Origin of the sequence: Yoonia sp. F2084L, assembly GCF_023015625.1 — a bacterium.
Classification (GTDB): domain Bacteria; phylum Pseudomonadota; class Alphaproteobacteria; order Rhodobacterales; family Rhodobacteraceae; genus Yoonia.
In genome coordinates, this window is the sequence record NZ_JALKAH010000007.1 from 26,004 (window position 1) to 49,868 (window position 23,865).

Consider the following 23,865-nt stretch of genomic DNA (forward strand, 5'->3'; position numbering starts at 1 on the left):
GCAGAAAGAGCCCAGCTAAGTGGGCCCTCTCGCCGTTCCTCACCAGTTTAGGCTGCTTCTTCGTCATCCTCGTCGGCATACTCGCTAAGTGCGCCGAGCATCACGTTCATCTTCTTCGACCACTCAAGTTTCTCAACGTGATAGAAGCTTTCTTTGCTAACGTTTCCGATCGCATCTAGCTCGCCATCACCAATTGAAAAGAGAACAACTTCCAAGGCATACCGCATGAAATTGGTGGCCGACTGGTTGGCGTAAATATCCCTATAGAACCTGTGGGCCATGTTAATCTTGAGAACCTTCATCGCCCCGCGCTGCTCCATTCGATAGAATGGTGCATCCGGCATAGTCTCGAATTCAACTTTATAGGGGCGCTGCTCTGTTTCTTCTTCCAGCTCCTCTTTGGCCACCTTTTCGGGGACCTTGCGCTCCTTCGCTGCGTTCTTGAAAAACTCCTCGAAGTTCTTCTTGGCCTGTTCCTCCCGCTCTTGCGACATTGGATTAACACGTCCTGGGCGAGCTTGCTCCGAACCTTCTTTTGCAGCTACTTCCGACGGGCGCGGCTTGTTCCCCTCTTCTGCAGGTTTTGACTTCTCCGCCTTTTTGGAATCTTCGTACATCTTCCTCAGAGATTTGAGGCCTGTCAGCACGCCGCCTTCTTTCAGGAGTTGCCAGATGCGGTCTGACATCACGACGTCTTGCTTGGAATTTGAGATTGTAAACTCCTCATCAAGATCGGCCGGGAAGTCGATTTCCAAGCCCCAGTAGCGAGCATCGTTGTTCGTAAATCGACCAATTCCAGCCCAACCTTGTGCTCCATCATTGGTTGTCGGCTTATCAACGACGTGAATTTGCCGACCCATACGACAGACCACAATACCAAGATTGTCGTTCTTCACCCGAAGCCTTGCGTTGCAGTTATTGCCCCTAGCATCCTTGGCCTTGTCGATCGCGTAGAACCCGACTGGCATCGAAGCATAGCGAACCTTAATTTTGCTGGACTTCCCCGTTCTTGCAGAGCGAACGGTTATTTCGCCCGGTTCCAGCGCAACCGCGCGCAGAGAATCCTCATCAAAGAAGCGTGCGCCGGGCGTTACGAAGAGCGGATCGACTGCTCCGACAATCGTGTTGTCAAAGATGATCTGAGTCTGTGAGAGGTAGTTCCGGTAGATGGTGCCGAAATGAGAAAGTAGATTGTTCCGCAGCCCGTTCACAGTAGACCACGTCAGACGATCCAGTTTTTCCCACACGATCACCGTGCCATGCTGAAGCTCTTCCTCTGGATAGTTCCCCTTGATGCTCCTCAAGACCCAGTCAGGCGGGGACGCTTTCCTATACCCTGGAACCTCTACCTTTCCGGGAACGGATGAGTATTTCAGATCGGCAACATCGTCCAAATCGACAGTTACTGCGTACCATTCCTTTCCGCTCAACTTCGAGTAAATCGTGAACCGCTTTCCCTGATTTACAGAGGCGCTGGGAAGGCCAAACCCAAACCGGCCCATGCCCTCGCGTGTTTCACTTTGGTGGCGGTGCGTGCCGCCCCAAGAAGCGGCACGGCGGACCATGTTGGGCGGCATACCGTGCCCATTGTCGATGATCGCAATGGCGTCGGGCTTTTTATCCCCTTTCTTTTTAAAGCCAAAGGCAACACTTACGGTATTGGCCCCTGCCTCGATTGCATTGTCGATCAACTCATCAATGGCGGTGCCGGTGTGCTTGTAGTGGGTGGAGCGCATGCTTTCGACAAACGCTTCGCCAATTGCGAAGGTATAGTCGACTTTATTCGCATCAAGCGCGTTCGCATATTCGATTTGGAGTTCAAGTTGAGTAGCCATGTTCTTTCCTTCTTTTTGTGCAGCCATTTTAGACCGCGTAGACTGAGGGGGGGTGGCTCTAATGGGCCACCCCATTGCTTTACTAGGCAAGCACTGGCGACAAGTCACGCTTCCCCAAGCGCATCGCACGAGACAGTGCATCGTAAATCGCAGGACGACGGCGACCAAGATCATCTGCGATTTGCTGGGGGGAATGATTCATCCAAAAACGACGGATGACAACACACTGCAGATAGGGCGTGAGACCCTCCACGAACGTACGAACCTCTCCGCGCATGTCTTCAAGGATCATTTGCTCTTCGATCGTGGGCTTGGGATCGGCGATTGTGTCACCTACTTCGACCGAAGAACCGTCCTCAAACTGGACCGTCTCATTTGTCGAGCCAACGTTAGCAAGACTTTGCAGGCTCTCAAGGCCTGCATTGCACATAGGGTAGAAATGGGGATCCATAGGGGGAACCTCCTTACTCAAAAGTTAGAATTGAGGAGGTTCACAAAATCAGTGTACTCAGTTCTTTTTCATACTTGCAGCCATTTTCGACCGCGTCGATCCGAAGAACCTCCGACGTATTGTTAGTGTATCACGATAATCGCCAGATTCGAGGCGGCTCGTGAATTTTTTTTGTTGGGCTGCTTCACCCGGACCGTTCAGGCGAAGTTATTGCTTTTAGCTCAACAGGCCCTTCGGAGCGACACAGCGGTAACCCACTCGTATAACATCCTAGCGAAGGAAGCTCATTCGGCAAAACCAATGGTATTTCCGACTCCTTGTGACTGAGATATTGACATCCAGCACGGAAACGCCGATGTTAGAACTAAACAGGAACATTTAGTGAGGATGATAGAATGTCACAGGTCGTAGACTTCCGCAATGAATCTGGATTGGAGTTCAAGGATATCTCGTCTGAGCAATGGCGCGAGTACACCTTTTCAGACGGGCAATCCGTTCGCATCGAACTGCCCCTAAAGCTCTATGTGAGTGAAAACGGCCACCGCCTCCTCGATACAGCGGGAGTATCACACTACATCCCTTTGAGTTGGATACATCTTAAATGGCAGGTGAAGGACGGTCTGCCGCAATTTGTGCTTTAGGAGACTAACCAAATATTTTCTTCTTTAAGCGTTCAAGTAGTAACACAGCTTTTGAGTAGTCTTCCTTTGCAATAGAAACCGTTCCAACAACGGCTCCGCCAACTACTGCGCCAACGATCACGGGCCAATCCTTGGATGGGTCAGTCAACGAGCGAACGATGAATGGGATAGCGAATCCTACAGCCGTAACAGAGACACTTAGTACTGCTAGTCCAAGCGATGGTTTGGTTGTTATCCTGACCTGAAAATCTTCCCAGATAAGTTCATCTGTCGTACTTTCCTTGCGCCTAAAGGACAGTTGGGTGTCTTCACCTAAAATGCTTTTTTTTGTCTTAAATCGAAAGTCTTTACGATCATACCGAGTGCTCATGGCGCGCTTCTCGCCATTCAGTGATCTCATCACCTCATCTCCTGTGCTCACTTCCAGCATGTATTCGCTAAAGTGGCGTTTTGGGTGAAAATGATAAACTTGGACTTCGTAGCTCCTTCCGCCATCCAACTCGAAGGTCAATGCGCCTTCATCTTCGAAAGGTTCAACGGTCTTGCCTGTCTTCAAGTCCTTAATCGCGTCGAAGCGATAGAAGGGGACATCGTCAACATGATTTGGTGTTTGGTAGTACTGCTCAACGAGATGCTCCCAGTCACCTAGGTCATTTGAGCCCTCTACATCCCCAAAGCAATCTTCATTATCAAACATCCAATATTTTCCTGACAGCTCCCCACCATGGTAGTCGGGCAGCTCCAAACGAGTTGCTCGTGCTTTGTCGTTGAAGGAGCGCAAGTCGCCGTACTTACAAAAGTCACCCAACTTAAAGACAATACTCGCTGTTGATCCGTGGTTTCGGACCTCGACAATTTCAGCAAACCGAACCGGCACGATCAGCGGTGTAGCGTTCTTTGTTGCTTGATCAATATAACATAAAACGGCATCTTTGGCCTCGTCATACTCCGCGTCAGCCTTCCTCTTAGAGACTTCGGATGAAATCCATTTTGACGCGTACCGAAACTGCTGACTCGAGCCACAGGGCTTCGCAAAGAGGTCCACAACATCCTGCGAATAACCTTCACGGCTGTTTGACGACAAGAAAACGTCTAATCCCATAAACCAACTCCCAAGATCAAAGTTTCCGCGGCAGGTCCGCGAGATATCAGCGATGTGTTCCCCGCAAACCAATGTGACACTTGCGGGCGTGTATGACTTCAGAACTATGACGATACCGCTTATCTTTCCAGATGAATGCGTCAGCGGCGTTCATTTCTGTTAACTCAATAACCCGTCATTTTCATCGAAAAACGAGACTTGTGTTCACTTTGACACCCTACAGCCTTTCTTTTTGCTGGATGGCACCGCAGAGCCCTTCACAACCGGATGAAAAGTCGAGCTTTTTCTCGACATGTGCCTATAATGGAGCGTGGCCAAAAGGAGGTCACGATGCCCAGCTTACGTCTTACCCGCCGCGCAATTGACGAAATCCCCTTCACTCAGAAAGGGCAGGTTCTGTACCGCGACACCATGCTTCCCGGCTTTGGGCTGCGTGTCGGCGTGCAATCCAAAGTGTTCTTTGCCGAAGGGCAGTTGAACCGGCGAACGCGGCGCGTCACAATAGGCCGCGCCGATGTTTTTGCGCCGGAGGTTGCCCGGAAGAAAGCCTTGACGATTCTGGGTGACATGGCCGATGGGCACGACCCGAACGCCGATAAGCGCCAAGAAGCTGCCGAACGGGTTACGTTGGAACTTGCGTTGAAACGCTTCTTGGAAGTCCGCAGCCTATCCACGCATACCGTCAGCCACTATCAGCGCACCGAGCGCCTTTACCTCAAGTCGTGGAGCAAGAAGCCGTTGAACGAGATTACCCGCCAGATGGTTCTTAAGAAGCATCAGGACATTGGTAGGAAACACGGCGAAACCACCGCCAATAACGTGATGCGACACCTTCGGTCAGTCTATAATTTCATCTCCGCGACGCAGGACGACTACCCACCCAATCCGGTGCAAATCCTGACCCAAGCGCGGGCGTGGTTCAAAGAACGGCGCCGTCAGACCGTTGTGACTGCTGTCGATCTGCCCGCGTGGTGGAAGGCGGTTATGGCGGAGCCCGACTATTCTCGGGATTTCCTGCTGACTGCTCTATTCACTGGCATGCGCCGCAGCGAAGTGATGCAACTGCGCTGGGTGAATGTGGACCTTTCGGCCAAGACCCTTCACCTGCCTACCACCAAGAACGGCGACTCTCTGACCCTCCCTCTGTCGGAGTTTCTGGCAGACATGCTGGCCCAACGGCGCGAGGCGAGCCAAGGCTCCCCTTGGGTGTTCCCCGGACCAGGTCGCACTGGCCATCTGGTCGAAACCAAGAAGTTCCTTCTGCGCGTGTCGGCTGGGTCTGGCGTCAGCTTCACCCTGCACGACCTGCGGCGCACCTTCATCACCATCGCCGAGAGCCTCGACGTGCCTTACTACGCGCTCAAACGCTTGCTGAACCACCGCACCAATGGAGATGTGACCGGCGGCTACATCGTGGTGAATGCGGAGCGCCTTCGGGAGCCAGTAGAACTAGTGGCACAACGCATCCTGGAATTGAAAGAACGCTGCGACTGATCCTGGGGTGACCCCACCCCATCGACGGCACCCAGCGCAGTAGCCGGGTTGGCCACTCCCGCTACGAAGGAATCCACGAGTACGGTTCGCATTCAAAGACCAACGCTTAAGTGCTTAACCCCTGATCTTCGAAATGCTGCGTCGCGCGTGCGCGCATTGGATCATGTTTGATTGTTTTGGACGGGCTTGCACGACCCCGACTATTCGATTGAAAATGGCAGGCGGTTTGGTAGAATGTTGTTGCCTACAAGAAATATGCCCCAAGCGCGTAACGACAAACGCAGGGCCAGTGAAAGGCTGGTAGTAGGACGGCGGGACCCGTTGACGTGTGGTGGTCCCTTAATGGAACGAGAACTCCGCGCCGTAGTCATCCACTAAACGTCCTTCTGTTTCGCAGAGGGATTGTTTCAGCACGGAGACTACAATGGCTGAATCCAAGAAACTCGATCTCTTAACGACCGGTCAGGTCGCTGAGTACACCCATATGAGCACGTCCTTCTTCGAAAAGCGTCGCTCTTACAAGAAAAGCCCTGCCTATGTGAAAATTGGTGCACGTGTATTCTACCGCCGCACCGACATCGACCAGTGGCTCTTGGAACAAGAATTCCAGCCTCAGGGAGGTGCGAATGTCTGAGCAACTCAAAATCACCGATGAAATCGTGACGTTCGTTCACTCAATCGCCAGCCTTGGGAACCCTAAAACCCACGCAATCCATAACCAAAAGGGAAGGGCAAAATACCAGCCGCGCGAAACCAGCATCAACTTGGACGTGGTGCGCAAACACCTAACGGGAGAGCAGCCTATCGGCTGCTATTTCGTTTTGGAAGATGCTTGCCAAGTTGCGGTTATCGACTTCGATGACCACGACAAATCCATGAATTGGGAAGACATGGCTGCCTTGGCAAAAACCGTGGTGGACAGACTTATTGATGGGGGTTTTCATCCGTTGTGCTGTCGTTCCGGCGGCGGTGCGGGCTTGCATATCTGGCTGTTCTGGCCGAAGCCCCAATCGGCCAAACTGATGAAGGCGTTTCTTCGGGCGCTCGTTGCCTCGTGTGGTTTCAAGCACGGAACGAAGGGTGTTCTGGACGGCGAGGTTGAGGTGTTTCCAAAGAACGACCGAGTTCGTGTCGGCAGCTTGGGAAACCTTGTGGCCTTGCCATACGCACGACAGTCAGTGCCGCTGGATGCGGATTTGAAACCGATAACGTGGAGTAGCTTTGTCCCGCCCAAGCTGGAAGAAATTTACAATCCGGATGTAGCTGCAAATTTTGAGCCGCCCTCTCCGGAGCCGAAGAAGACCAGCAAGAGAACATGCACAGCCAAAAAAGCACTGGTTCAAAACGAGGTGTTGCCGGGCGACGAGAACGAGGTCCGTGAAGCATTGAAATTCGTTGATGCCGATGACTATGACACTTGGATCAGTTACGGCCTTGCAATCAAAAATAGCCTTGGCACGGCCGCATTCGATGTCTGGGATGAATGGGCAAGGAGGTCAGCAAAGTACGCAGAGCACGATGAATCCGCGTCAAAGTGGGATGGGTTCGAACCAGATGGCAGCCTGACCATTGGCACGATCTTTCAACACGCAAAAGAACGTGGTTGGAAAGGGCCGTCAGGTTATATTGTCCGCGAGATGAATTCCCGGTTTGGCATTCTCACTTATGGCTCCACGACCCGGATCATCCTGAAAGGCAGTACGAGTACCGAAGTGCTGTCTTGGCTCGGCAAAGGGGCATTTGAGGACCGTTTGGCCCCTGAGAAGTTTGCAGTGACGAACAACAACGGCGACACAACTTGGCGACCTAAGGCCCGGTATTGGTTGCAGCACCCTTTTGCTGCGCATTATCACGAAGTCGATTTCGATTCTTCACTTCCGCCGGGCCACAATGGGTATGTCTGGAACATGTGGCACGGTTTCGCAGTCGAACCGATTCCTGGCGACTGGAGCAGGATGAAGGAACACATCTTTGAAAACATCTGCGGTGGAAACGAAGACTATTTCAACTGGTTATTGAACTGGCTGGCGCTTGGCGTTCAGCAGCCTGCACTGGTCATCGGAACTGCCCCTGTTCTCAAGGGCCTACCCGGCACAGGTAAAGGTGTTTTGGCCAATGCTTATGGGCAGCTTTGGATGCCGCATTTTGTGTCGATTACGAAGGACGATCACGTCCGAGGTCGCTTCAATCAACACCTCGAAGGGCGGAGATTTGTCTATGTCGATGAAGCAATGTTCGGCGGCGATCGAAAGAACGCAGGTGTGATCAAAACGATGTTGACCGAACCGCAGATCATGATTGAGCGGAAGGGTGTTGATCCGATCTGGCTCAATAATCACATGATTTTCATGATCACCTCCAATGAACGGTCGGTTGTTCCTGCTGACATTGGCGACCGTCGCTGGCAGGTTTTTGAGGTCTCCGACCATAAACGTGAAGACAAGGCCTACTTTTCGGCCATCGCAAAACAGATGAGTGCGGGCGGCTACGAAGCGATGCTGCACGAACTTCTAGATCGGGATACATCCAAGGGGCCTGACCCGCGGAAAACGATCCGCACGCCGGAACTTTTCAATGAAATCATCCAGGCACAAGGACCGGTTGAAAAATACCTTTATCAAATGCTGGATACAGGCATCCTTCCACAGCCCGACGCCCCGGGAAACGGCCCCGGCATCACTACAATCGCGGCTATGTATTCGGAAATAAAGCGGTCGCATCCTGGCGCTCAGTATGTTCAGGAAACGCTGTTCGGTCGTGACCTCGGAAAGATTTTCTCTGGCCTCAGGAAGGTTCAGAGCGGCAAGTTTATCACCGGTTACACCAAGCATGGCGAGCCGAGCTTGGCGCGCTCCATGCGCTATCACTTCCCTCCCTTACGCGATTGCCGGGTGATGTTTGAAGACTACATTGGTCAGCCGATACCTTGGACAGAGGACGTCGAAGATTGGCAAGACGACGTTGATCCTCCGCACGACTACGGTAGCATCAACGTTGGTGGCGATGCACCATTTTGATATGGCTGAAATAGGCAAGCGGGGCGGTTTATTACCGCCCTTTTTTGGTGCCTGCATGACAGTCACATTTTATACCTATATAACCTATACACCCCATACAGGCTTTTTCTCTGATGCTGGTCAAGCAGGGGTCATCGCGCGCCTGAAGCATGGGCTGGCTGTTTGGCACGGGCTGTGCCCGCCAAGCAGCGCAACCGGTGCCAGACGGACGCCTGCGGACGTGTGGCGGTGTTGCTGGGCCTACCCCCGTACATCCAATGTCAACGTGCGCCAGCTTCCGCGCTCAGGGAAGTACTCGATTGTACCCGAGAAGCTACCTCGAAGCATTGCACCAAACCCGTTCTGAGCATCAAACTGGCCATCGACGTGGTAGACGCAATCGCCGATATGTACTGTTCCGGCTCCATATCTGCCTGGAAACTCTGCTGTCGATGGAGCCCGCAGCGACCGCCGTACATCATCTTGGATCATGACATAGGCCATAGAGGCCTTTTGGTCTGTGCATTCTGCAAGCCTCCAGGCCTTTGCCTCGGCGTCGCGTCGCACTACCTCCGCCTCATGGGCAGCGGGGTCAAGGACACGCAGTTCGGCAAACCAGCGGTCTTCGTCGATTTCACGCAGCTCAACAAGATATGCGACAGGATCGCGTTTACGCAACTCTGCCAGATGCACCTCGCGCTGCTCGTCAAAGAGAACTGCACCCTGCAATGTGAAGAACCCCGAGACCAAGAGAAAAAGTAGCGCCTTGCCCCGACGGCGGAAATGCAGAAGGCCCTTCCCGGTGATGAAGGTGAAAGCGAACACGCAGAATAGAAGCATTGCCACCAACGTTTGGACGCTCACATTGCTCTGTTGGAGCAGATAAAGGGCAGAACCAAAGGCGATGAGCTCCAAAATCACAATCTGGGAACGCACAAATGCTCCAACGACGGTTGTTCCCTGTTTCTTCAATTCATTCCTGCTCATAGCGGCTCCTCTACTAACGAAATCGGCCACCAGAGTTACCTCTGGCAGCCGGGGAGTTAGTAAGCCGCCGCAAGACGACCGCGCTGGCCTTTAGGCCGGAGCCCTGGACATACGCCAGTGCCTCCCCGACCATAGGGTTCGAGGAGGTGTCATTTCGGCCGACACCGGCCGCTTGCGGTGGGGTTACTACGCCCCGAGATCGGCTCTGTTTGCCAATCCTGAGCGCAGCCTAGCCCGTATGCTCGAAATTCGAAAGCGCAAACGTCACATAGCGGTGTCGCTTAAGGTGTTGATTGCGATGTTAAATTCTCGAAGGGTGTTAAGAAGAATGGTGCCGGTGATAGGACTCGAACCTACGACCTATGCATTACGAATGCAGTGCTCTACCAGCTGAGCTACACCGGCATTCTTCCTTCGCGCGGCCCTACTATGGCCCTACTATTTACTTTGCGCTTTCTCTAACTCACTGGTCTCAAACGTCAATCGCGGATGGACCCGCTACTTACGAATGACGTGCTCTACCAGCTGAGCTACAGCGGCTAACCGGACGCGGTGATAGCACCGCGCGAAATGGTGGAAAAGGGCTATTTTACCTCTTCACCCTCGATGACTTCGGCCTCGTCGATCACCTCTGTCGATGGCAAAGCAGGCTCGGCCGCTTGTCCAACGATCAATGGCAGCATCTCGGTTCCGGCGGGCATTGCGACCTCGCTTGCCGGTGGTGTTTTCCAGGCCAGCGTGTCGAAAGACCCGCAGTTCGTGCAGGTCGGCTCCCATGTTGCATGGATGTGCTGGCAATTGTCGCAAATCCATTGTGGACCGCGCGGGGCCGTCAGCGCTTTGGTCAGCCAGCCGCGCACCACACTATCATCAGCCCCTTCGCCACGTTCAATGGCGGCCATCAGGGTCAGGTTGCGGGCTGTCGGGTCCTTTTCCACCAGATCGCCCAGCGCGCGTTTGGCGGCAGGGAAGTCCTCGGCGGTGATATGCAATTCCGCCATCAGCATCTTTGTCTCAGGATGGTCAACGGTGGTTTTGGTCAGCGTTCTGAACCGTTTTAGCCGTGCTTCAGAGGTTTCATCCGGCACGATCTCGGCAAAAGCCGCGGCGATGTCGGGATGGGGTTGCGCTGTCCATGCCTTTGTCAGCACGCGGGTCGCGTAGCGCGCGTTGCCTTCACCGATGTAGCCACGCGCGGCCATGATCGCCGCCGGGATCAGATCGGGTGATAGGCGATTTGCTTCAATCGCAGCTTCGCGAGCTTCGATCGTCTTGCCGTCACCCAGAATATCGCGTGCCTCTGACAGCGCCAGAACAGCGTCGCGCCGCTTATGCACATCACGCGGCAGACTGCCGGATTTTAACTTTGCGCCCAAAGTGGCGCGCGCACCCGCCCAATCAGACTTCTCGGCCTGTAGGCGCAGCAGAATATCTTGGGTTTCTTCATGCTTGGGCTTCAATGCAAAGGCCTTTTGCGCCAAGGCCATCGCTGTGTCCGTATCACCATCAGCCAGCTTCTGCTTCATGATGCCGCGCACACCGACAAAACGGGTTTTGTCATCGGTCAAAAGTTTCTTATAGGTCTCTTCGGCAGTCTTGCGATCCCCTGTCATCTCAGCCGCTTGGGCCGTCAAAAGGTTCGTCAGTTGCGGCTGTTGTAAGTATTTGTCCGCGCGTGCGGCCTTGGTCATCGCCAGATGCCCCTCGCCCGAGGCCAGCGCCATCATCCCCTCGCTTAATGCCTCATAGCCTTTGCGTTCACGGTTGCGGTCAAAATAACGCGAAATCGCGGTTTCATCTCCGTTGAGGAATTTGAAAGTCGCCACACACAACTTCAGCAACTTCAGCCCCAGCCAAACCGCAACGACCAGCGCGCCAAAGGCAAAGACCATTTCCAGCGTGCTGAGTGTGACTTCCTGACCGGCAACCTCAATCGTTGCGCCGCCATCCACTTCCATCAGCTGCGTGCCCCCGTAGGTCAGCGCAGTGACGACAAGGACAAACGCCAGAATTTTAATGAGGGACCAAAGCATGAAGGTTCGCCTTTAGTTATCTGAAAGGGATGTAGAAAGAATATCGACGGCAGCGAGTGCACCGGCACGGCTTTCGGCGCGGCCAAGCCAGTCGGACATCTCAGCGCGCGCAACTTCGGGCAGCGCACTGATCTCGGCCAAAGCATCGGACAGACGTCCGGTGCGCACTGCAGCCTCGGCACGGGATAGAACCGCATCGGCGCTGTCGCCTTCTTGCGGAGTGGTCGAGCGCACGTCAAGCTGATTGCGGATGAAAGCGCCAAAGCCGGTGGTTTCTTCGCCTGACACACCTTCGCTGCGGGCGGTCGCCAAAGCGGCACGCGCCACGTCGGGGAACTCATCCTGCAGGCTGGCCAGTGTGGGCACGCCGTCTTGTACTGCGATCAGGGCATCAGGGGCACTTTCGCCCAGTGCGTCTTCGAGATCACCCAAGGCCGCGCCAATAGGAGCACCACTTTCAAGCGCAGTCTGAACACGCGCCAAAGCGGCACGCGCTGCCGCATTGCGCGCCGCAGCCGCTGCGTTTTCTTCGATTGAAGCCGCTTGCGCGCGCGCCTCTGCCAGTTCGGTCTGTGCTGCGTCTGTCATTTCAGCGATCTGGGCGCGCAAAGCATCCATTTCAGAGGTAAGCCCCTCACCGGCGGCTTGGGATACACCGTTGCCAACAGGGCGTTCTTCCAAGGCAACGATGCGCGCCTCTATTTCAGTCAGTTGCGCGGATAATTCATCCTGTGCCGCCTCTACACCGCTTAGGTCCACGGCGGGGATTACAGTCAGGCGCTGTTCCAGCGACGCAATCTGGGTTGATTGAGCAGCCAGTTGATCGGCCAAGGTGGTATCGGTGCGGGGCGGTTGTAGGGACGCGATTGCGAAACCAATGACACCAGCAATCAAGCCGCCGAGCAGTAGGGGCAGAAATCCAGCACCCTGCGCTTTAACTGGTGCTGGCGTAGGTTTTGGCTTTGGCGTGTTTTCAGGCGCAGATTTCTCAACCGGTGGGACCGAGGCAGCCACAGGTTTCGCCTTTTCAGGCTCTGCCTTACTGTGCACTTCCGCTGGAATCGCATCAATCAAGGGCTTCGATGGCGCAACCGATTCGGTCGTTGTGCCCTGCTTTTTCGCCGCGTTTGCTGGTTTTGCTGGTGTCTTGCGACCCTTGGCAGGCTGTTTCGCCACGTTTTTCACCCTTTCAACACCATCACCCGCCAAACTTGCAGGTGATGGCATAGACTATCGCGCATCCGCTGGACCCTCAAGCAATGCGCCCACACTTAGCTGCGACCAAATTGCGCGCGCATCGCCGCTAAGGTTGCGTCAAGCATCGCTGCGGCATCTGGCACTGGTGCAACGCTTAGGCTGTCCACCAGTTCTGTCGCCAACGCTTCTGCCACAGCTTGGCTAAGCGCCACAGCATGGATTGGCGCTGCAAACGGCCCTTGTTTGCTGAGTATTGCCGCCATGCGTGGGGAAAACAGGGGGAAAATCAGTGGCGTGATCGCAGAAAGCGCCGCATTAGCCTGATCCGACAACGGCTGCTCTTGTTGGTCATAGACGACCACGTCTTTGCAGTTCACCCCGGCCTGTATCAACCGCGCGCGCACATCGCCGCGCGCGTGTTTGCCGCGAATATGAGCAAGCGTGCCCGCCGGTTTGGCCGCAATGATATCCGAAAGCAGACCGTCGGCATTACCCGGACCAATGATGGGGGCAAACCCGGCTGCAAGCGCCGCATCAGCGGTTTTTGCACCCACGCACCAGGCCGTCAGACCATCTGACAGACCCAATTGCTTCGCAGCCCCTACCCCATTGGCCGACGTGAAAATCACCGCATCGGGAGCGTCGCAACTGGCCTGCACCGGCACAATCTCAATCAAAGGCGATTGGATAATATGCAATGGTCCTTCCCAACGCGCCGCGATGTCGGCGGCAAAGCTTTCACTTTGCGCGGCAGGACGGGTCAGGATCAGGGTGGGCGTCATCGGGGCACCATTGTTTGCGCGCATCTGCAATGTTACCTGCCAAAGACCAACACGCAACCGGAAGCGCCATGACCCGCCCTTTGACCATCCTTGGTATCGAAAGCAGCTGTGATGATACGGCTGCCGCTGTCGTGCGCGGGACCCAGGTTTTGGCGTCAGTCGTCTACGGGCAAACATCGCTTCATGCGGATTTCGGCGGTGTCGTACCCGAGATCGCGGCGCGCGCACATGCCGAAAAGCTGGATCACTGCGTGGAAGAGGCGCTGGCGAAAGCGTCTTTAACATTGGCGGAGCTGGATGGGATTGCCGTGACGGCTGGACCGGGGCTGATCGGTGGTGTGCTGTCAGGTGTGATGTGCGCGAAAGGTTTGTCTGCTGCAACTGGACTTCCCTTGATAGGCGTCAATCATCTGGCCGGGCATGCGCTGACACCGCGCCTGACCGATCAACTGGCCTACCCGTATCTGATGTTGTTGGTGTCGGGCGGTCACTGCCAGTTCCTGATTGTCGAAAGCCACGACACGTTCCAACGCATCGGCGGCACGATTGATGACGCACCAGGCGAGGCATTTGACAAAACGGCGCGGTTGCTTGGGCTGCCGCAGCCAGGCGGGCCGTCAGTTGAGAAAGCGGCGAAGTCAGGCGATCCGAAACGGTTTGCTTTGCCACGGCCGCTGTTAAACCAGCCGGGGTGTGATATGTCGTTCTCTGGTCTGAAAACTGCGATTTTGCGGGCACGCGATAGCGTTGTTGCGGAAAAGGGTGGTCTGACCACACAAGACCAAGCTGACCTCAGCGCCAGTTTTCAGGCGGCCATTGCAGATGTCCTGATTGAAAAGACACGGCGGGCCTTGGATGCGTACCTTGCATTGAAACCGGCCAAACCAGCTTTTGCTATCGCAGGTGGCGTTGCGGCAAATGGGACGATCAGGGATGGTTTGAAGGCGCTTTGCGCTGGGTTAGACACTGATTTCGTCGCCCCACCTCTACACCTTTGCACCGACAACGCGGCGATGATTGCTTATGCGGGACTGGAACGGATGGCTGCGGGAATGACAGATGATCTGACGCTATCTGCCCGTCCGCGTTGGCCTTTGGACCAGCGGTCAGCGCCTATGCTAGGGTCAGGCAAAAAGGGGGCGAAGGCATGAAAATCGGGATCGCAGGCGGCGGTGCATTTGGGACAGCGCTGGGGGTGGCACTGGCCTTGGATGGCAACGAAATACAGCTTTGGGCGCGCAATGCTGATGCGATAGCGAACATGCAGAACACACGGAATAATCCGAAACTGCCCGGTGTCAAACTCCCCCCGAATATCACGTTTTCAGCCGAGTTAGACCCGCTTTTTGCCTGCGATACGATCTTGCTGGCGATCCCTGCGCAGACGCTACCCGCATTTCTGACCGAACATGCCGACCGGTTGCAGGGCAAGTATCTGGTCGCCTGTTGCAAGGGCATCGACCTGAAGCGCATGACTGGCCCTGCAAGCACCATCCGTGACTTGGTGCCGGGCGCCACGGCGGCCATGCTAACAGGACCCAGCTTTGCCGCAGATATCGCGCGCGGGTTACCGACAGCGCTGACGCTGGCCTGCGTCGATGACGAACTGGGCGCGATCCTGCAAACCGCCCTATCCACCACCAGCCTGCGGATTTACCGCACAACAGACACTATTGGGGCGGAACTGGGCGGTGCGCTCAAGAACGTCATGGCGATTGCGTCGGGCATCGCCATTGGGGCCAAACTCGGCGAAAGCGCGCGTGCGGCACTGATCACACGCGGTTACCCCGAAATGCAGCGGCTGGCATTGGCATTGGGCGCGCAGCCCGACACTTTGGCGGGGCTATCAGGCTTTGGCGATCTGGTGCTGACGTGCACATCGGATCAGTCGCGCAACTATCGCTATGGTCTGGCGCTGGGAACGGGGTCAGACTTTGATCAGAACACCACCGTCGAAGGGGCCGCCACAGCCCGCGCCGTGCGGCAGTTGGCGCGGGAACTGGACATTGATATGCCCATTTGTACTGTGGTTGCAGACCTGACCGAGAATAAGACAGACGTGGCCAGCGCGCTGAATACGCTGCTGTCACGCCCTTTGAAGGAAGAATAGATGCGCTTTGCCCTGATGACCAAAGACAAACCCGGTGCCCTGCAAACACGAATGGACAACCGCGACGCGCATCTGGCCTATATCACCGAAACCGGTGTGGTTGAGATGGCAGGACCTGTTCTGGATGATGACGGGCAGATGTGCGGGTCATTAATCGTGCTGGAGGTCGATGATCTGGCCGCCGCGCAGGCTTGGGCAGACAATGACCCCTATGCCAAAGCGGGATTGTTCAGCGATGTCACCCTGCGCGCATGGAAAAAGGTCATCGGCTGATGGCTTATTGGTTGTTCAAATCTGAACCCGATGTCTGGGGCTGGGACGCGCAGGTCGCGAAAGGCGAGGCTGGCGAAGAATGGGACGGCGTGCGCAACTATCAGGCGCGCAACAACATGCGAGCGATGAAACTGGGCGAGAAGGGGTTCTTCTATCACTCACGCACCGGGCTAGAGATTGTCGGCATCGTCGAAGTCTGTGCCGAGGCGCACCCCGACAGCACAACCGATGACGACCGTTGGGAATGCGTTGATGTCAAAGCCGTGCGGCCATTCACCAAGCCCGTCACGCTGGAAACGATCAAGGCTGATCCACGCCTTGCAGATATGGTTCTGGTGAATAACTCTCGCCTCTCAGTGCAGCCTGTCACTGACGAAGAGTGGAAAATCATCTGCACTTTGGGCGACACGACACCCTAGCCTGCGACAATTTGGCTGGTATGCTATCCTCATCAGAGCCAATCTCAGGGGAGGGTAGAATGGGTCTATTATCAGTCATCGTCGCGGCAATCGCCGCGTTTGCGTTAGGTGCTGTCTATTACATGGTCTTATCGAAACCGTGGATGGCCGCCGCCGGAATCGAAGTTGGACCTGACGGTAACCCGGTCAACAGCGGTAGCCCGACACCTTACATCGTGTCGTTTATCTGTATTCTGCTTGTCGCGGGGATGATGCGTCACAGCTTTGCGTTGTCGGGCGTTGATACGCTGACGAAGGGTGTGCAATCTGGCTTTGGCGTTGGGCTTTTCTTCATCACGCCCTGGATTTTCATCAATACAGGGTACAGCAACCGACCGTGGAAACTTGCCGTGATTGACGGGGGATATGCAACCGCCGCAGCAACGATTATCGGCGGCATTCTGACGTTGCTTTAACCAAAAAAGAGGGTTCGAGCCACGCCCGAACCCTCTCTCACCCTGCGTGCTCCAATGCCACCACACGCAACTGAATTTCTGGTTCGGACCGTTCTGGCCCTGTGGGTGTTGTAGGCGGTTGGCGTCGGTTGTGCAAAGTTTAAGAACGTAGAAAGAAGCTCAAATTAACCTTAACTGCGTCACCACGACGCAAGACGCCCGCCGAATGGGCGGGCGTTTCGAAAAAAATCACATCGGAATTTAGCCGTAAACGGACTCTTTGCCGAAGTGCTTTGTCAGCATGTAATAGACAACAGCGCGGTATTTGTTCCGCTCGGACTGGCCATAGGTATCCAGCACCGAGGTGATCGCTGAATCAAGCTCTGGACTGTCTTTCAAGCCAAGCTTTTTCATCAGAAAATTGTTCTTCACGGTCTCAATCTCAGCTGGCTGGCTGCTTGCCACAGTCGAGGCGTCTGCGTTGTAGATTGCGGGACCGCACCCGATGGTCACCTTGGTCAGAAGGTCCATATCCGGCGTCATGCCACATTTATTTTTCAGGTCGTCCGCGTACTTTGCAATCAAATCGTCTCTTTTACCCATGAGAATGTCCCCGATGTTCCAGTTTTTGTTTAACGCGCGACAACATTGGCCGCGGTAGGCGCACGTTAATGTGACTGGCTATCAGACGTAAAGAAAAAACCCGGCAGGCGGCGATCTTTCGCTATTTCCGATATTGATGATCGGTTGAAACGACATTCTTTGCGATTGGATCACTCACGCATACTCACTTAATCGTTTCCGTCAGCTGCTGATCTGGCAAGGTGAATGGCCCGTAAATTCCTGTATCCAAACAAAAAAGGAATATGGGAATGAAACTGAACACACTCATCATCGCGGCAGCCCTTGTCGCGGCACCAGCTGCCACCTTCGCACAGGATTGGACAGGTCCTTACGCAGGTTTCCAGATCGGTGGCTCTGACATCGACGTTGATGGTGCCGCTCTTGACGGTGACGGGCCGTCTTACGGCATCTTTGCGGGTTATAATGTGCAAAACGGCAACATCGTTTATGGCGGTGAGATCGACTATGACACGACTGAATATGAAATTGCCGATGGTGCGGTCGAAGTTGACAGCACGACCCGGCTGAAAGGCCGCATCGGCACTCAGCTTGGCGGTGGTCTGGCCTATGGTACAGCCGGTATCGTCTGGGCAACCTCACCCGAATTGGGTGATGACGACGGCTATCTGTTCGGCGTTGGCTACGATCTGCCGGTGACGACCAATATGAAAATCGGTGCCGAAGTCTTGCAGCACCAGTTTGAAGACTACAACGACAGCTCGCTTGATGTTGGCGTGACGACGTTCAAGGCACGCGTCTCTTTCAGCTTCTAAAGCAGGTGCGGCGCGGGCTTTGGTCCGCGCCCATCCCCTACCGGCAAAGCCCCCATCCGCGCGATTGCAGATGAAAGTGATCCGCATGAAGGCGATTGAAGTCAGGCGACAGCGTCAGACTGAACCATTTGCAGGCCCCATCCCGGACTTCGCGCAGAAAATCGCCCTTTGGCCCGGCCGATTCCCAATCTGACAGCAGTCTGACCCGCGTGCCATCCGCCAGACCAAACCCCGCGATATCAATCGCATCTGCGGTGGCATGCGTACTCATCCGGGTTGATGGCCCGGAACCAGTACGCATGACCCGGCAACTGTAGCTGCCAAAGTGGTCGATGCTGCTAACGGGTGATCCTAGAAAGTCCCGCGCCGCTGGCTGCACGCTGTGCCGTTCCCACATCGCCATGCGCAGCGCGATAGCGCAGCGTGTCTCTAATGGTGCAAGTCGCGCATTGCCGACACCACGCAAATCGACCCGATCCTGAATGAAGCATTGTTCGCTTTCTTGCAGGGGGTCCAAAGGTTGCAGCGCTGCATAGCCCGCCAGGACCGCCAAACACTGTTCATTCGAAGCGACCGCGCGGTTTAGCTTCCATCCCGTCAGCGGCGTGACCGGATCACTGATCTGCAAGGCTTGCGTTGGGTTCCACGCGCGCGGCAGTGGCGTGTCGGGGTGCTTGACCGCCTGATAGCCACCGTAAGCCAGCGCGCTGGCAAACAAAAACGCAGCCAGACCGCTGATCAGGGCCCAACTGCGTGTTTTCTTCTTCGTTTGCGTCTTTGCGGCCTGCTGCGCCATTTGCTGTCGCTTGGCATGCCGCATCGGCGCTTAGTACCGGTAATGCTCTGGCTTGAACGGGCCTTCGACAGTGACGCCGATGTAATCCGCCTGCTCTTTCTTCAGCTCGGTCAGCTTGACGCCAATCCGCGCCAAGTGCAGGCGCGCGACCTTTTCATCCAGATGCTTGGGCAGGATATGTACGCCAACCTCGTAAGCGTCGCCGTTGTTCCACAGCTCCATCTGCGCAAGCACCTGGTTGGTGAAGGACGCAGACATCACGAAAGATGGGTGCCCGGTGGCGTTGCCAAGGTTCAGCAGACGACCCTCTGACAGCAGGATCAAGCGGTTGCCAGATGGCATCTCGATCATGTCGACCTGCTCCTTGATGTTGGTCCACTTGTGGTTCTTTAGCGCGGCCACCTGAATTTCATTGTCGAAGTGGCCGATGTTGCCAACAATCGCCATGTCCTTCATCTCGCGCATATGCTCGATGCGGATCACGTCCTTGTTGCCTGTTGTGGTGATGAAAATGTCAGCCGAATCCAGTACATCCTCAAGCACAACAACCTCAAAGCCGTCCATCGCGGCCTGCAACGCGCAAATCGGGTCAACTTCGGTCACCTTCACACGCGCACCCGCACCGGCCAAAGACGCGGCAGAACCTTTGCCCACATCACCGTAACCACACACAACAGCAACTTTACCGGCCATCATCGTATCCGTCGCACGGCGGATGCCATCGACGAGCGATTCTTTACAGCCGTATTTGTTGTCGAACTTCGACTTGGTGACACTGTCGTTCACGTTGATCGCAGGGAACGGCAGCTGGCCGTTCTTGTGCAGATCATAGAGGCGATGCACACCGGTTGTTGTCTCTTCGGACACACCTTTGATCGCGTCGCGTGTTTTGGTGAACCAGCCGGGGCTGGCCGCCATACGCTTCAGGATCTGCGCTTTGATCGCGACTTCTTCTTCGGATCCGGGCACCGGAATAATCTCTTCGCCAGCTTCGGCACGGGCACCCAGCAGGATGTACAGTGTCGCATCCCCACCATCGTCGAGGATCATGTTCGCGCCTTCTGGGAACATGAAGGATTTATCCAGGTAATCCCAATGCTCTTCCAAAGATTGCCCTTTGATTGCGAATACGGGCGTGCCGCCTTCGGCAATTGCCGCGGCGGCGTGGTCTTGCGTCGAAAAGATGTTGCAAGACGCCCAGCGCACGTCCGCACCAAGCTCGACGAGCGTTTCAATCAGCACAGCAGTCTGAATGGTCATGTGCAACGAACCAACGATCCGCGCACCTTTCAACGGCTTCTTGGTGCCAAATTCTTCACGCAGCGCCATCAGGCCCGGCATTTCAGTTTCAGCGATGTCCAGCTCTTTGCGGCCAAACTGGGCAAGGGCGATGTCCTTGACGATGTAATCTTTCATTGCTGCCTCCTGGCGCGCGGTTGATACATTTGCGTGGCTGATAGCAGGGCTTTCTGCTTGCGACAATGGCAGCAATGTCGCGCAGGGTAAGGGGACTATCTATTCAATGTACAAGCACCGTTACCGACGAAGGTTTAACCAAGTGTGGACGGCGGCGGCGCAGACCCGGTTTACGATCCACACGCAGCGATCTATGTCTTTCAGGACCGCCAATTTCGGAGCGATGATGCCCAAAGCACAACCTAGAGCATGGCAGCGGATGCTATCGGGGCGCAGGCTCGACCTGCTTGATCCCACGCCTGTGGATATCGAAGTTGAAGATATTGCCCATGGGCTAGCCTTTGTGGCGCGCTGGAACGGACAAACCAAAGGTGACTTCGCCTATTCCGTGGCCGAACACTCGCTTCTGGTGACCGAGATTTTCATGCGCCAACAGCCCAAGGCCCCCGTCAAATGGCAGTTAGCGGCCCTTTTGCATGATGCCCCTGAATACGTGATTGGCGACATGATCAGCCCGGTGAAGGCCGCCGTCGGGCCGGGCTATGGCGAATTGGACGACCGTTTGACTGCGGCGATCCATCTGCGGTTCGGACTGCCCGCCCAAATCCCTGTTGCTGTCAAAAGGCAGATCAAGAAGGCCGATAAGCTTTCCGCATGGCTTGAAGCGATCCAGATCGCGGGTTTTACCAAGGCGGAAGCAGACAAATTCTTTGGCAAGCAAGACCCAAGGTTGACGCGTAGTTTGCAAATCAAACTGCGCCCACCCGTGGTGGTACGCGACGACTATACAGCACTTTATGAAAGGTTGGCGGCAGCGCTATGATCATCCGACAGGCCGTGCACGGCGATGCGCAAGACATGACAAAACTGCTTAATGAAATCATTGCGGTGGGCGGCACAACCGCCCATCAAACGCCATTCGATGAAAGCGGCATGATCTCGCATTACATTGACCCACCAGCGCTGATCAGTTGTCAGGTGGCCGAAATTGACGGCACCGTACAGGGGTTTCAGTGGCTTGGTTGGCCCAGAATTGAAGGCGATGACTTCCCAAAAGGATGGGCGATCATCGCCAGTTTCGTTGATGTGAATGCAACCGGTAAAGGGATCGGGCGGCATCTGTTCGCAGCGACAGTGCAGACGGCGCAGCGCGCCGGGGTCAAGACAATCGACGCCACCATTCGGGCCGATAACCGATCAGGGCTGCAATATTATGGCGGTCTGGGATTTGTCGATTATGACCGATTGAAGGACGTGCCGCTGCGCGATGGAACGATGGTGGACCGGGTGCGTAAACGGTTTGAAATCAGTTAGGGCCAATTTTATTCGTCTTAACGCAACGCTCCCTTAAGTAATAAGTGGTCATACTCCCGCAATACTTTTTGCAGGATGAATAAATGCCCACTGTCCAAGCTCAGGCAAAACGCGCTTTCGATAGCATTGCCCTGCGCAAGCCTGAGCGGCTGTGGGTGCACTATTACTTTGCGCTTATCGTCGTGCTTTGCCTGATGGTTATGACGTATGTGTTGAACCGCGTCGTCGTCGACCGCGGCCTGATGGCGGCAGAGGGTGTCAAACACAGCACCGCGCAGGTCCTGATTGCACAGGATATCGTGCAAGAATCATATCGGCTGATGGGTGAAACATCACCCAATTTTTCGAGATTTGAAAAATCCATAGCGCAATTTGAAAACCTGCATAGTGTCTTGATGTCTTCATGGCTTCGCTCTGCGGATCTAAATGACCATTTCCTGCGTGGTGATGCACCGCTTTATCAAACAGTCCGCGAATTTGTGACACTGGCCAAGCGGTTTGCGACCGGTCCGCCGGAGGTACGCGAAGATCTGCAAGCCCGGCTTCAATTGCTTTACGGGGCGGGTCGTTTGCATGATGACTTGTTGGAAACCACAACACTTATCGTCAATCTGGGTGAGGCTGAGGCGGCTTATTTCACAGTGGTTCAACGCGCAATGCTGGCGGCGTCTGCTTTGGTTTTGTTGGCAGAGGCCATTTTCATCTTCTTGCCCGCCCAAAGGTCGGTGAAGTCCAGTATCCGTGATTTGCAACGCAACACCAGCGAATTGCGCAGGTCGCAGACCAAGCTGAAGCAGATGAACATCCAGCTTGAACATATGGTGAAACACGATCAACTGACGGGGCTTCCAAACCGGGCATATCTGACAGAAACCCTTGCGGAAGCTGTCGCAAACAGTCGGGCAAGTGATTGGAGCCTGCTGCTGGTCGGCCTCGATGACTTCAAATCTGTAAACGATATGATCGGTCATCACACCGGGGATGCGCTGTTGGTTGCCGTCAGCCGCGGGCTTCAAAACTGCGTTGATCATGAAAACATCGTGGCCCATGTCGGTGGCGATGAGTTCGTTCTGGTTTCAGGTGAGCCGATACGCTTTCTGCTTGAACGTATCATGGCGCTCTTCGAAGACCCTTTCGATATTGGGGGCCGCCGCATTCCCGTTAACGCAAGCATCGGGCATATCGAAATCGGCGATGACGTCAGAGAGCCGATGGACATTCTTGCCGATGCCGAAATCGCGTTACAGGTTGCCAAAAACCAAGGCGGCAACAAAGCGCAAGCCTTTACCCAAGATCTGCGTGACGATCTGGGCATGATGCAAAAGCTGCAACTTGATCTGCGGGATGCCATCGAAAACGGCGAAATCGAACCTTGGTTTCAGCCGCAGGTCCGACTATCGGACGGGCGATTGCATGGGGCGGAGGTGCTGGCGCGATGGCGGCATCCGACACGCGGTCTGTTGACGCCGGATGTTTTTCTACCGGCCGCCGAACGGGCCGGGCTTATGGTGGATCTTGATCATGCGATTTGGAAATCGGCAATGGATCAAGCATGGCAATGGCAATTGTCCGAGGTGTGGCGGCCGTCCATCTCACTTAACGCAGCACCCGATACGATCGCGGACCCTCATCTGGTTGAGCGTTTTTTGCTTTCTCTGCAGCGGTCCGGTCTCGCGGCCGATCAGGTGATTGTCGAAGTGCTTGAAACCACCCTGATCAACGGCAAAGACGATATTGCCGCAATCAACATTGATAGTCTGGCCGACTGCGGCATCGCATTGGAACTGGATGATTTCGGCACAGGTTACGCCTCACTGTCCAAGCTGACGCAACTTCCACTGGCGGGGATTAAACTGGACCGATCATTGATCACGCCCTTGCCCGATCAGGCCGCCGACAGTGTGATCCGGGCCATTCTTGCGCTTGCCACCGAACTTGGATTGCATGTCGTCGCTGAAGGCGTTGAGGAAAGCGCGCAGGCCGCACACCTCAACGACCGCGGTTGTTGTGTTGGGCAAGGCTATGGATTTGGCAAACCAATGCCCGCGCATGAATTCACCTCTTGGTTAGTTGCCAACGCCACAACAAACCTGAAAGCGGGACCCGATATGGCACGTTTCGCCTGAGCCACTTGAGGATCGCCCCGACAAGCCGTATCTGACATAGGCACGACAGCACAACAAAAGGG

23 protein-coding genes and 1 tRNA gene are annotated in these 23,865 nt (G+C 55.1%); 13 read left to right on the forward strand and 11 right to left on the reverse strand.

Annotated elements, in window-relative coordinates; genetic code table 11:
* Positions 1-47: 47 nt before the first annotated feature.
* A complete protein-coding gene (locus tag MWU60_RS18140) occupies positions 48-1,862 on the reverse strand; it encodes an ATP-binding protein (RefSeq protein ID WP_247228815.1) in 1,815 nt (604 codons plus the stop codon).
* A 55-nt stretch (positions 1,863-1,917) separates the two neighbouring features.
* Entirely contained in the window at positions 1,918-2,286 is a 369-nt protein-coding gene (locus MWU60_RS18145; RefSeq protein WP_247228816.1) for a hypothetical protein, read from the reverse strand.
* 395 nt (positions 2,287-2,681) lie between these two features.
* On the opposite strand from MWU60_RS18145, the gene MWU60_RS18150 reads away from it, so the two are divergent.
* Positions 2,682-2,927 carry a hypothetical protein gene (locus MWU60_RS18150; RefSeq protein WP_247228817.1) on the forward strand — a complete coding sequence of 82 codons (246 nt, stop codon included), beginning with the start codon at positions 2,682-2,684 and terminating at the stop codon, positions 2,925-2,927.
* A gap of 4 nt (positions 2,928-2,931) precedes the next feature.
* Here the strand turns inward: MWU60_RS18150 and MWU60_RS18155 are convergent, their stop codons facing one another.
* Entirely contained in the window at positions 2,932-4,029 is a 1,098-nt protein-coding gene (locus MWU60_RS18155) for a hypothetical protein (protein ID WP_247228818.1), read from the reverse strand.
* A 330-nt stretch (positions 4,030-4,359) separates the two neighbouring features.
* Between MWU60_RS18155 and MWU60_RS18160 the strand changes: the two genes are divergently transcribed.
* From MWU60_RS18160 to MWU60_RS18170, 3 genes are all read left to right on the forward strand, one after another.
* On the forward strand, positions 4,360-5,523 hold the full coding sequence (locus MWU60_RS18160) for a tyrosine-type recombinase/integrase (protein ID WP_247228819.1): 1,164 nt from the start codon (positions 4,360-4,362) through the stop codon (positions 5,521-5,523).
* A gap of 424 nt (positions 5,524-5,947) precedes the next feature.
* Positions 5,948-6,157: a helix-turn-helix domain-containing protein gene (locus MWU60_RS18165; RefSeq protein WP_247228820.1), complete on the forward strand. Its 210-nt coding sequence runs from the start codon at positions 5,948-5,950 to the stop codon at positions 6,155-6,157.
* Positions 6,150-8,540: a DUF5906 domain-containing protein gene (locus MWU60_RS18170; protein WP_247228821.1), complete on the forward strand. Its 2,391-nt coding sequence runs from the start codon at positions 6,150-6,152 to the stop codon at positions 8,538-8,540. Before MWU60_RS18165 ends, MWU60_RS18170 begins: the two co-directional genes overlap by 8 nt.
* A gap of 240 nt (positions 8,541-8,780) precedes the next feature.
* Here MWU60_RS18170 and MWU60_RS18175 read toward each other — a convergent pair whose 3' ends face one another.
* The 5 genes from MWU60_RS18175 to MWU60_RS18195 all read right to left on the reverse strand — a co-directional run bounded on the left by MWU60_RS18175 (position 8,781) and on the right by MWU60_RS18195 (position 13,518).
* Positions 8,781-9,506, reverse strand: coding sequence for a hypothetical protein (locus MWU60_RS18175; protein ID WP_247228822.1), 726 nt, complete (start codon positions 9,504-9,506; stop codon positions 8,781-8,783).
* Between the two features lie 329 nt (positions 9,507-9,835).
* Positions 9,836-9,911: transfer RNA gene (locus tag MWU60_RS18180), tRNA-Thr, on the reverse strand.
* 179 nt (positions 9,912-10,090) lie between these two features.
* Positions 10,091-11,539: a heme biosynthesis HemY N-terminal domain-containing protein gene (locus tag MWU60_RS18185; RefSeq protein ID WP_247228823.1), complete on the reverse strand. Its 1,449-nt coding sequence runs from the start codon at positions 11,537-11,539 to the stop codon at positions 10,091-10,093.
* Between the two features lie 12 nt (positions 11,540-11,551).
* Positions 11,552-12,766 (reverse strand): hypothetical protein, encoded by a 1,215-nt coding sequence (locus tag MWU60_RS18190; RefSeq protein ID WP_247228824.1) that lies wholly within the window; start codon positions 12,764-12,766, stop codon positions 11,552-11,554.
* A 44-nt stretch (positions 12,767-12,810) separates the two neighbouring features.
* Positions 12,811-13,518 (reverse strand): uroporphyrinogen-III synthase, encoded by a 708-nt coding sequence (locus MWU60_RS18195; RefSeq protein ID WP_247228826.1) that lies wholly within the window; start codon positions 13,516-13,518, stop codon positions 12,811-12,813.
* A 68-nt stretch (positions 13,519-13,586) separates the two neighbouring features.
* Between MWU60_RS18195 and tsaD the strand changes: the two genes are divergently transcribed.
* From tsaD to MWU60_RS18220, 5 genes are read left to right on the forward strand one after another with little or no spacing between them, the layout of a single operon-like run.
* Positions 13,587-14,669, forward strand: a complete 1,083-nt coding sequence (gene tsaD, locus MWU60_RS18200) for a tRNA (adenosine(37)-N6)-threonylcarbamoyltransferase complex transferase subunit TsaD (protein ID WP_247228827.1) — start codon at positions 13,587-13,589, stop codon at positions 14,667-14,669.
* Entirely contained in the window at positions 14,666-15,628 is a 963-nt protein-coding gene (locus MWU60_RS18205; RefSeq protein WP_247228829.1) for an NAD(P)H-dependent glycerol-3-phosphate dehydrogenase, read from the forward strand. Before tsaD ends, MWU60_RS18205 begins: the two co-directional genes overlap by 4 nt.
* Positions 15,629-15,901 carry a YciI family protein gene (locus MWU60_RS18210; protein ID WP_247228830.1) on the forward strand — a complete coding sequence of 91 codons (273 nt, stop codon included), beginning with the start codon at positions 15,629-15,631 and terminating at the stop codon, positions 15,899-15,901. It abuts the gene before it with no gap.
* Entirely contained in the window at positions 15,901-16,320 is a 420-nt protein-coding gene (locus MWU60_RS18215) for an EVE domain-containing protein (protein ID WP_247228831.1), read from the forward strand. Before MWU60_RS18210 ends, MWU60_RS18215 begins: the two co-directional genes overlap by 1 nt.
* 59 nt (positions 16,321-16,379) lie before the next feature.
* On the forward strand, positions 16,380-16,775 hold the full coding sequence (locus MWU60_RS18220) for a DUF1761 domain-containing protein (RefSeq protein ID WP_247228833.1): 396 nt from the start codon (positions 16,380-16,382) through the stop codon (positions 16,773-16,775).
* Positions 16,776-17,015: 240 nt separating this feature from the next.
* Here the strand turns inward: MWU60_RS18220 and MWU60_RS18225 are convergent, their stop codons facing one another.
* On the reverse strand, positions 17,016-17,357 hold the full coding sequence (locus MWU60_RS18225) for a DUF2853 family protein (RefSeq protein ID WP_247228834.1): 342 nt from the start codon (positions 17,355-17,357) through the stop codon (positions 17,016-17,018).
* Positions 17,358-17,626: 269 nt separating this feature from the next.
* Between MWU60_RS18225 and MWU60_RS18230 the strand changes: the two genes are divergently transcribed.
* The gene (locus MWU60_RS18230; RefSeq protein ID WP_247228836.1) at positions 17,627-18,151 is read left to right on the forward strand and encodes an outer membrane beta-barrel protein; all 525 of its coding nucleotides are present in this window, start codon (positions 17,627-17,629) and stop codon (positions 18,149-18,151) included.
* A gap of 37 nt (positions 18,152-18,188) precedes the next feature.
* Here MWU60_RS18230 and MWU60_RS18235 read toward each other — a convergent pair whose 3' ends face one another.
* Both MWU60_RS18235 and ahcY read right to left on the reverse strand, forming a co-directional pair.
* Positions 18,189-18,947 carry an extensin family protein gene (locus MWU60_RS18235; RefSeq protein WP_247228838.1) on the reverse strand — a complete coding sequence of 253 codons (759 nt, stop codon included), beginning with the start codon at positions 18,945-18,947 and terminating at the stop codon, positions 18,189-18,191.
* A 30-nt stretch (positions 18,948-18,977) separates the two neighbouring features.
* Entirely contained in the window at positions 18,978-20,363 is a 1,386-nt protein-coding gene (ahcY, locus tag MWU60_RS18240) for an adenosylhomocysteinase (RefSeq protein WP_247228839.1), read from the reverse strand.
* Positions 20,364-20,589: 226 nt separating this feature from the next.
* Between ahcY and MWU60_RS18245 the strand changes: the two genes are divergently transcribed.
* The 3 genes from MWU60_RS18245 (at position 20,590) to MWU60_RS18255 (ending at position 23,803) form a co-directional block, all read left to right on the forward strand.
* A complete protein-coding gene (locus MWU60_RS18245) occupies positions 20,590-21,186 on the forward strand; it encodes an HD family hydrolase (protein WP_247228840.1) in 597 nt (198 codons plus the stop codon).
* On the forward strand, positions 21,183-21,677 hold the full coding sequence (locus MWU60_RS18250) for a GNAT family N-acetyltransferase (RefSeq protein WP_247228841.1): 495 nt from the start codon (positions 21,183-21,185) through the stop codon (positions 21,675-21,677). Before MWU60_RS18245 ends, MWU60_RS18250 begins: the two co-directional genes overlap by 4 nt.
* Positions 21,678-21,760: 83 nt before the next feature.
* Entirely contained in the window at positions 21,761-23,803 is a 2,043-nt protein-coding gene (locus MWU60_RS18255) for a bifunctional diguanylate cyclase/phosphodiesterase (RefSeq protein WP_247228842.1), read from the forward strand.
* Positions 23,804-23,865: the final 62 nt, after the last annotated feature.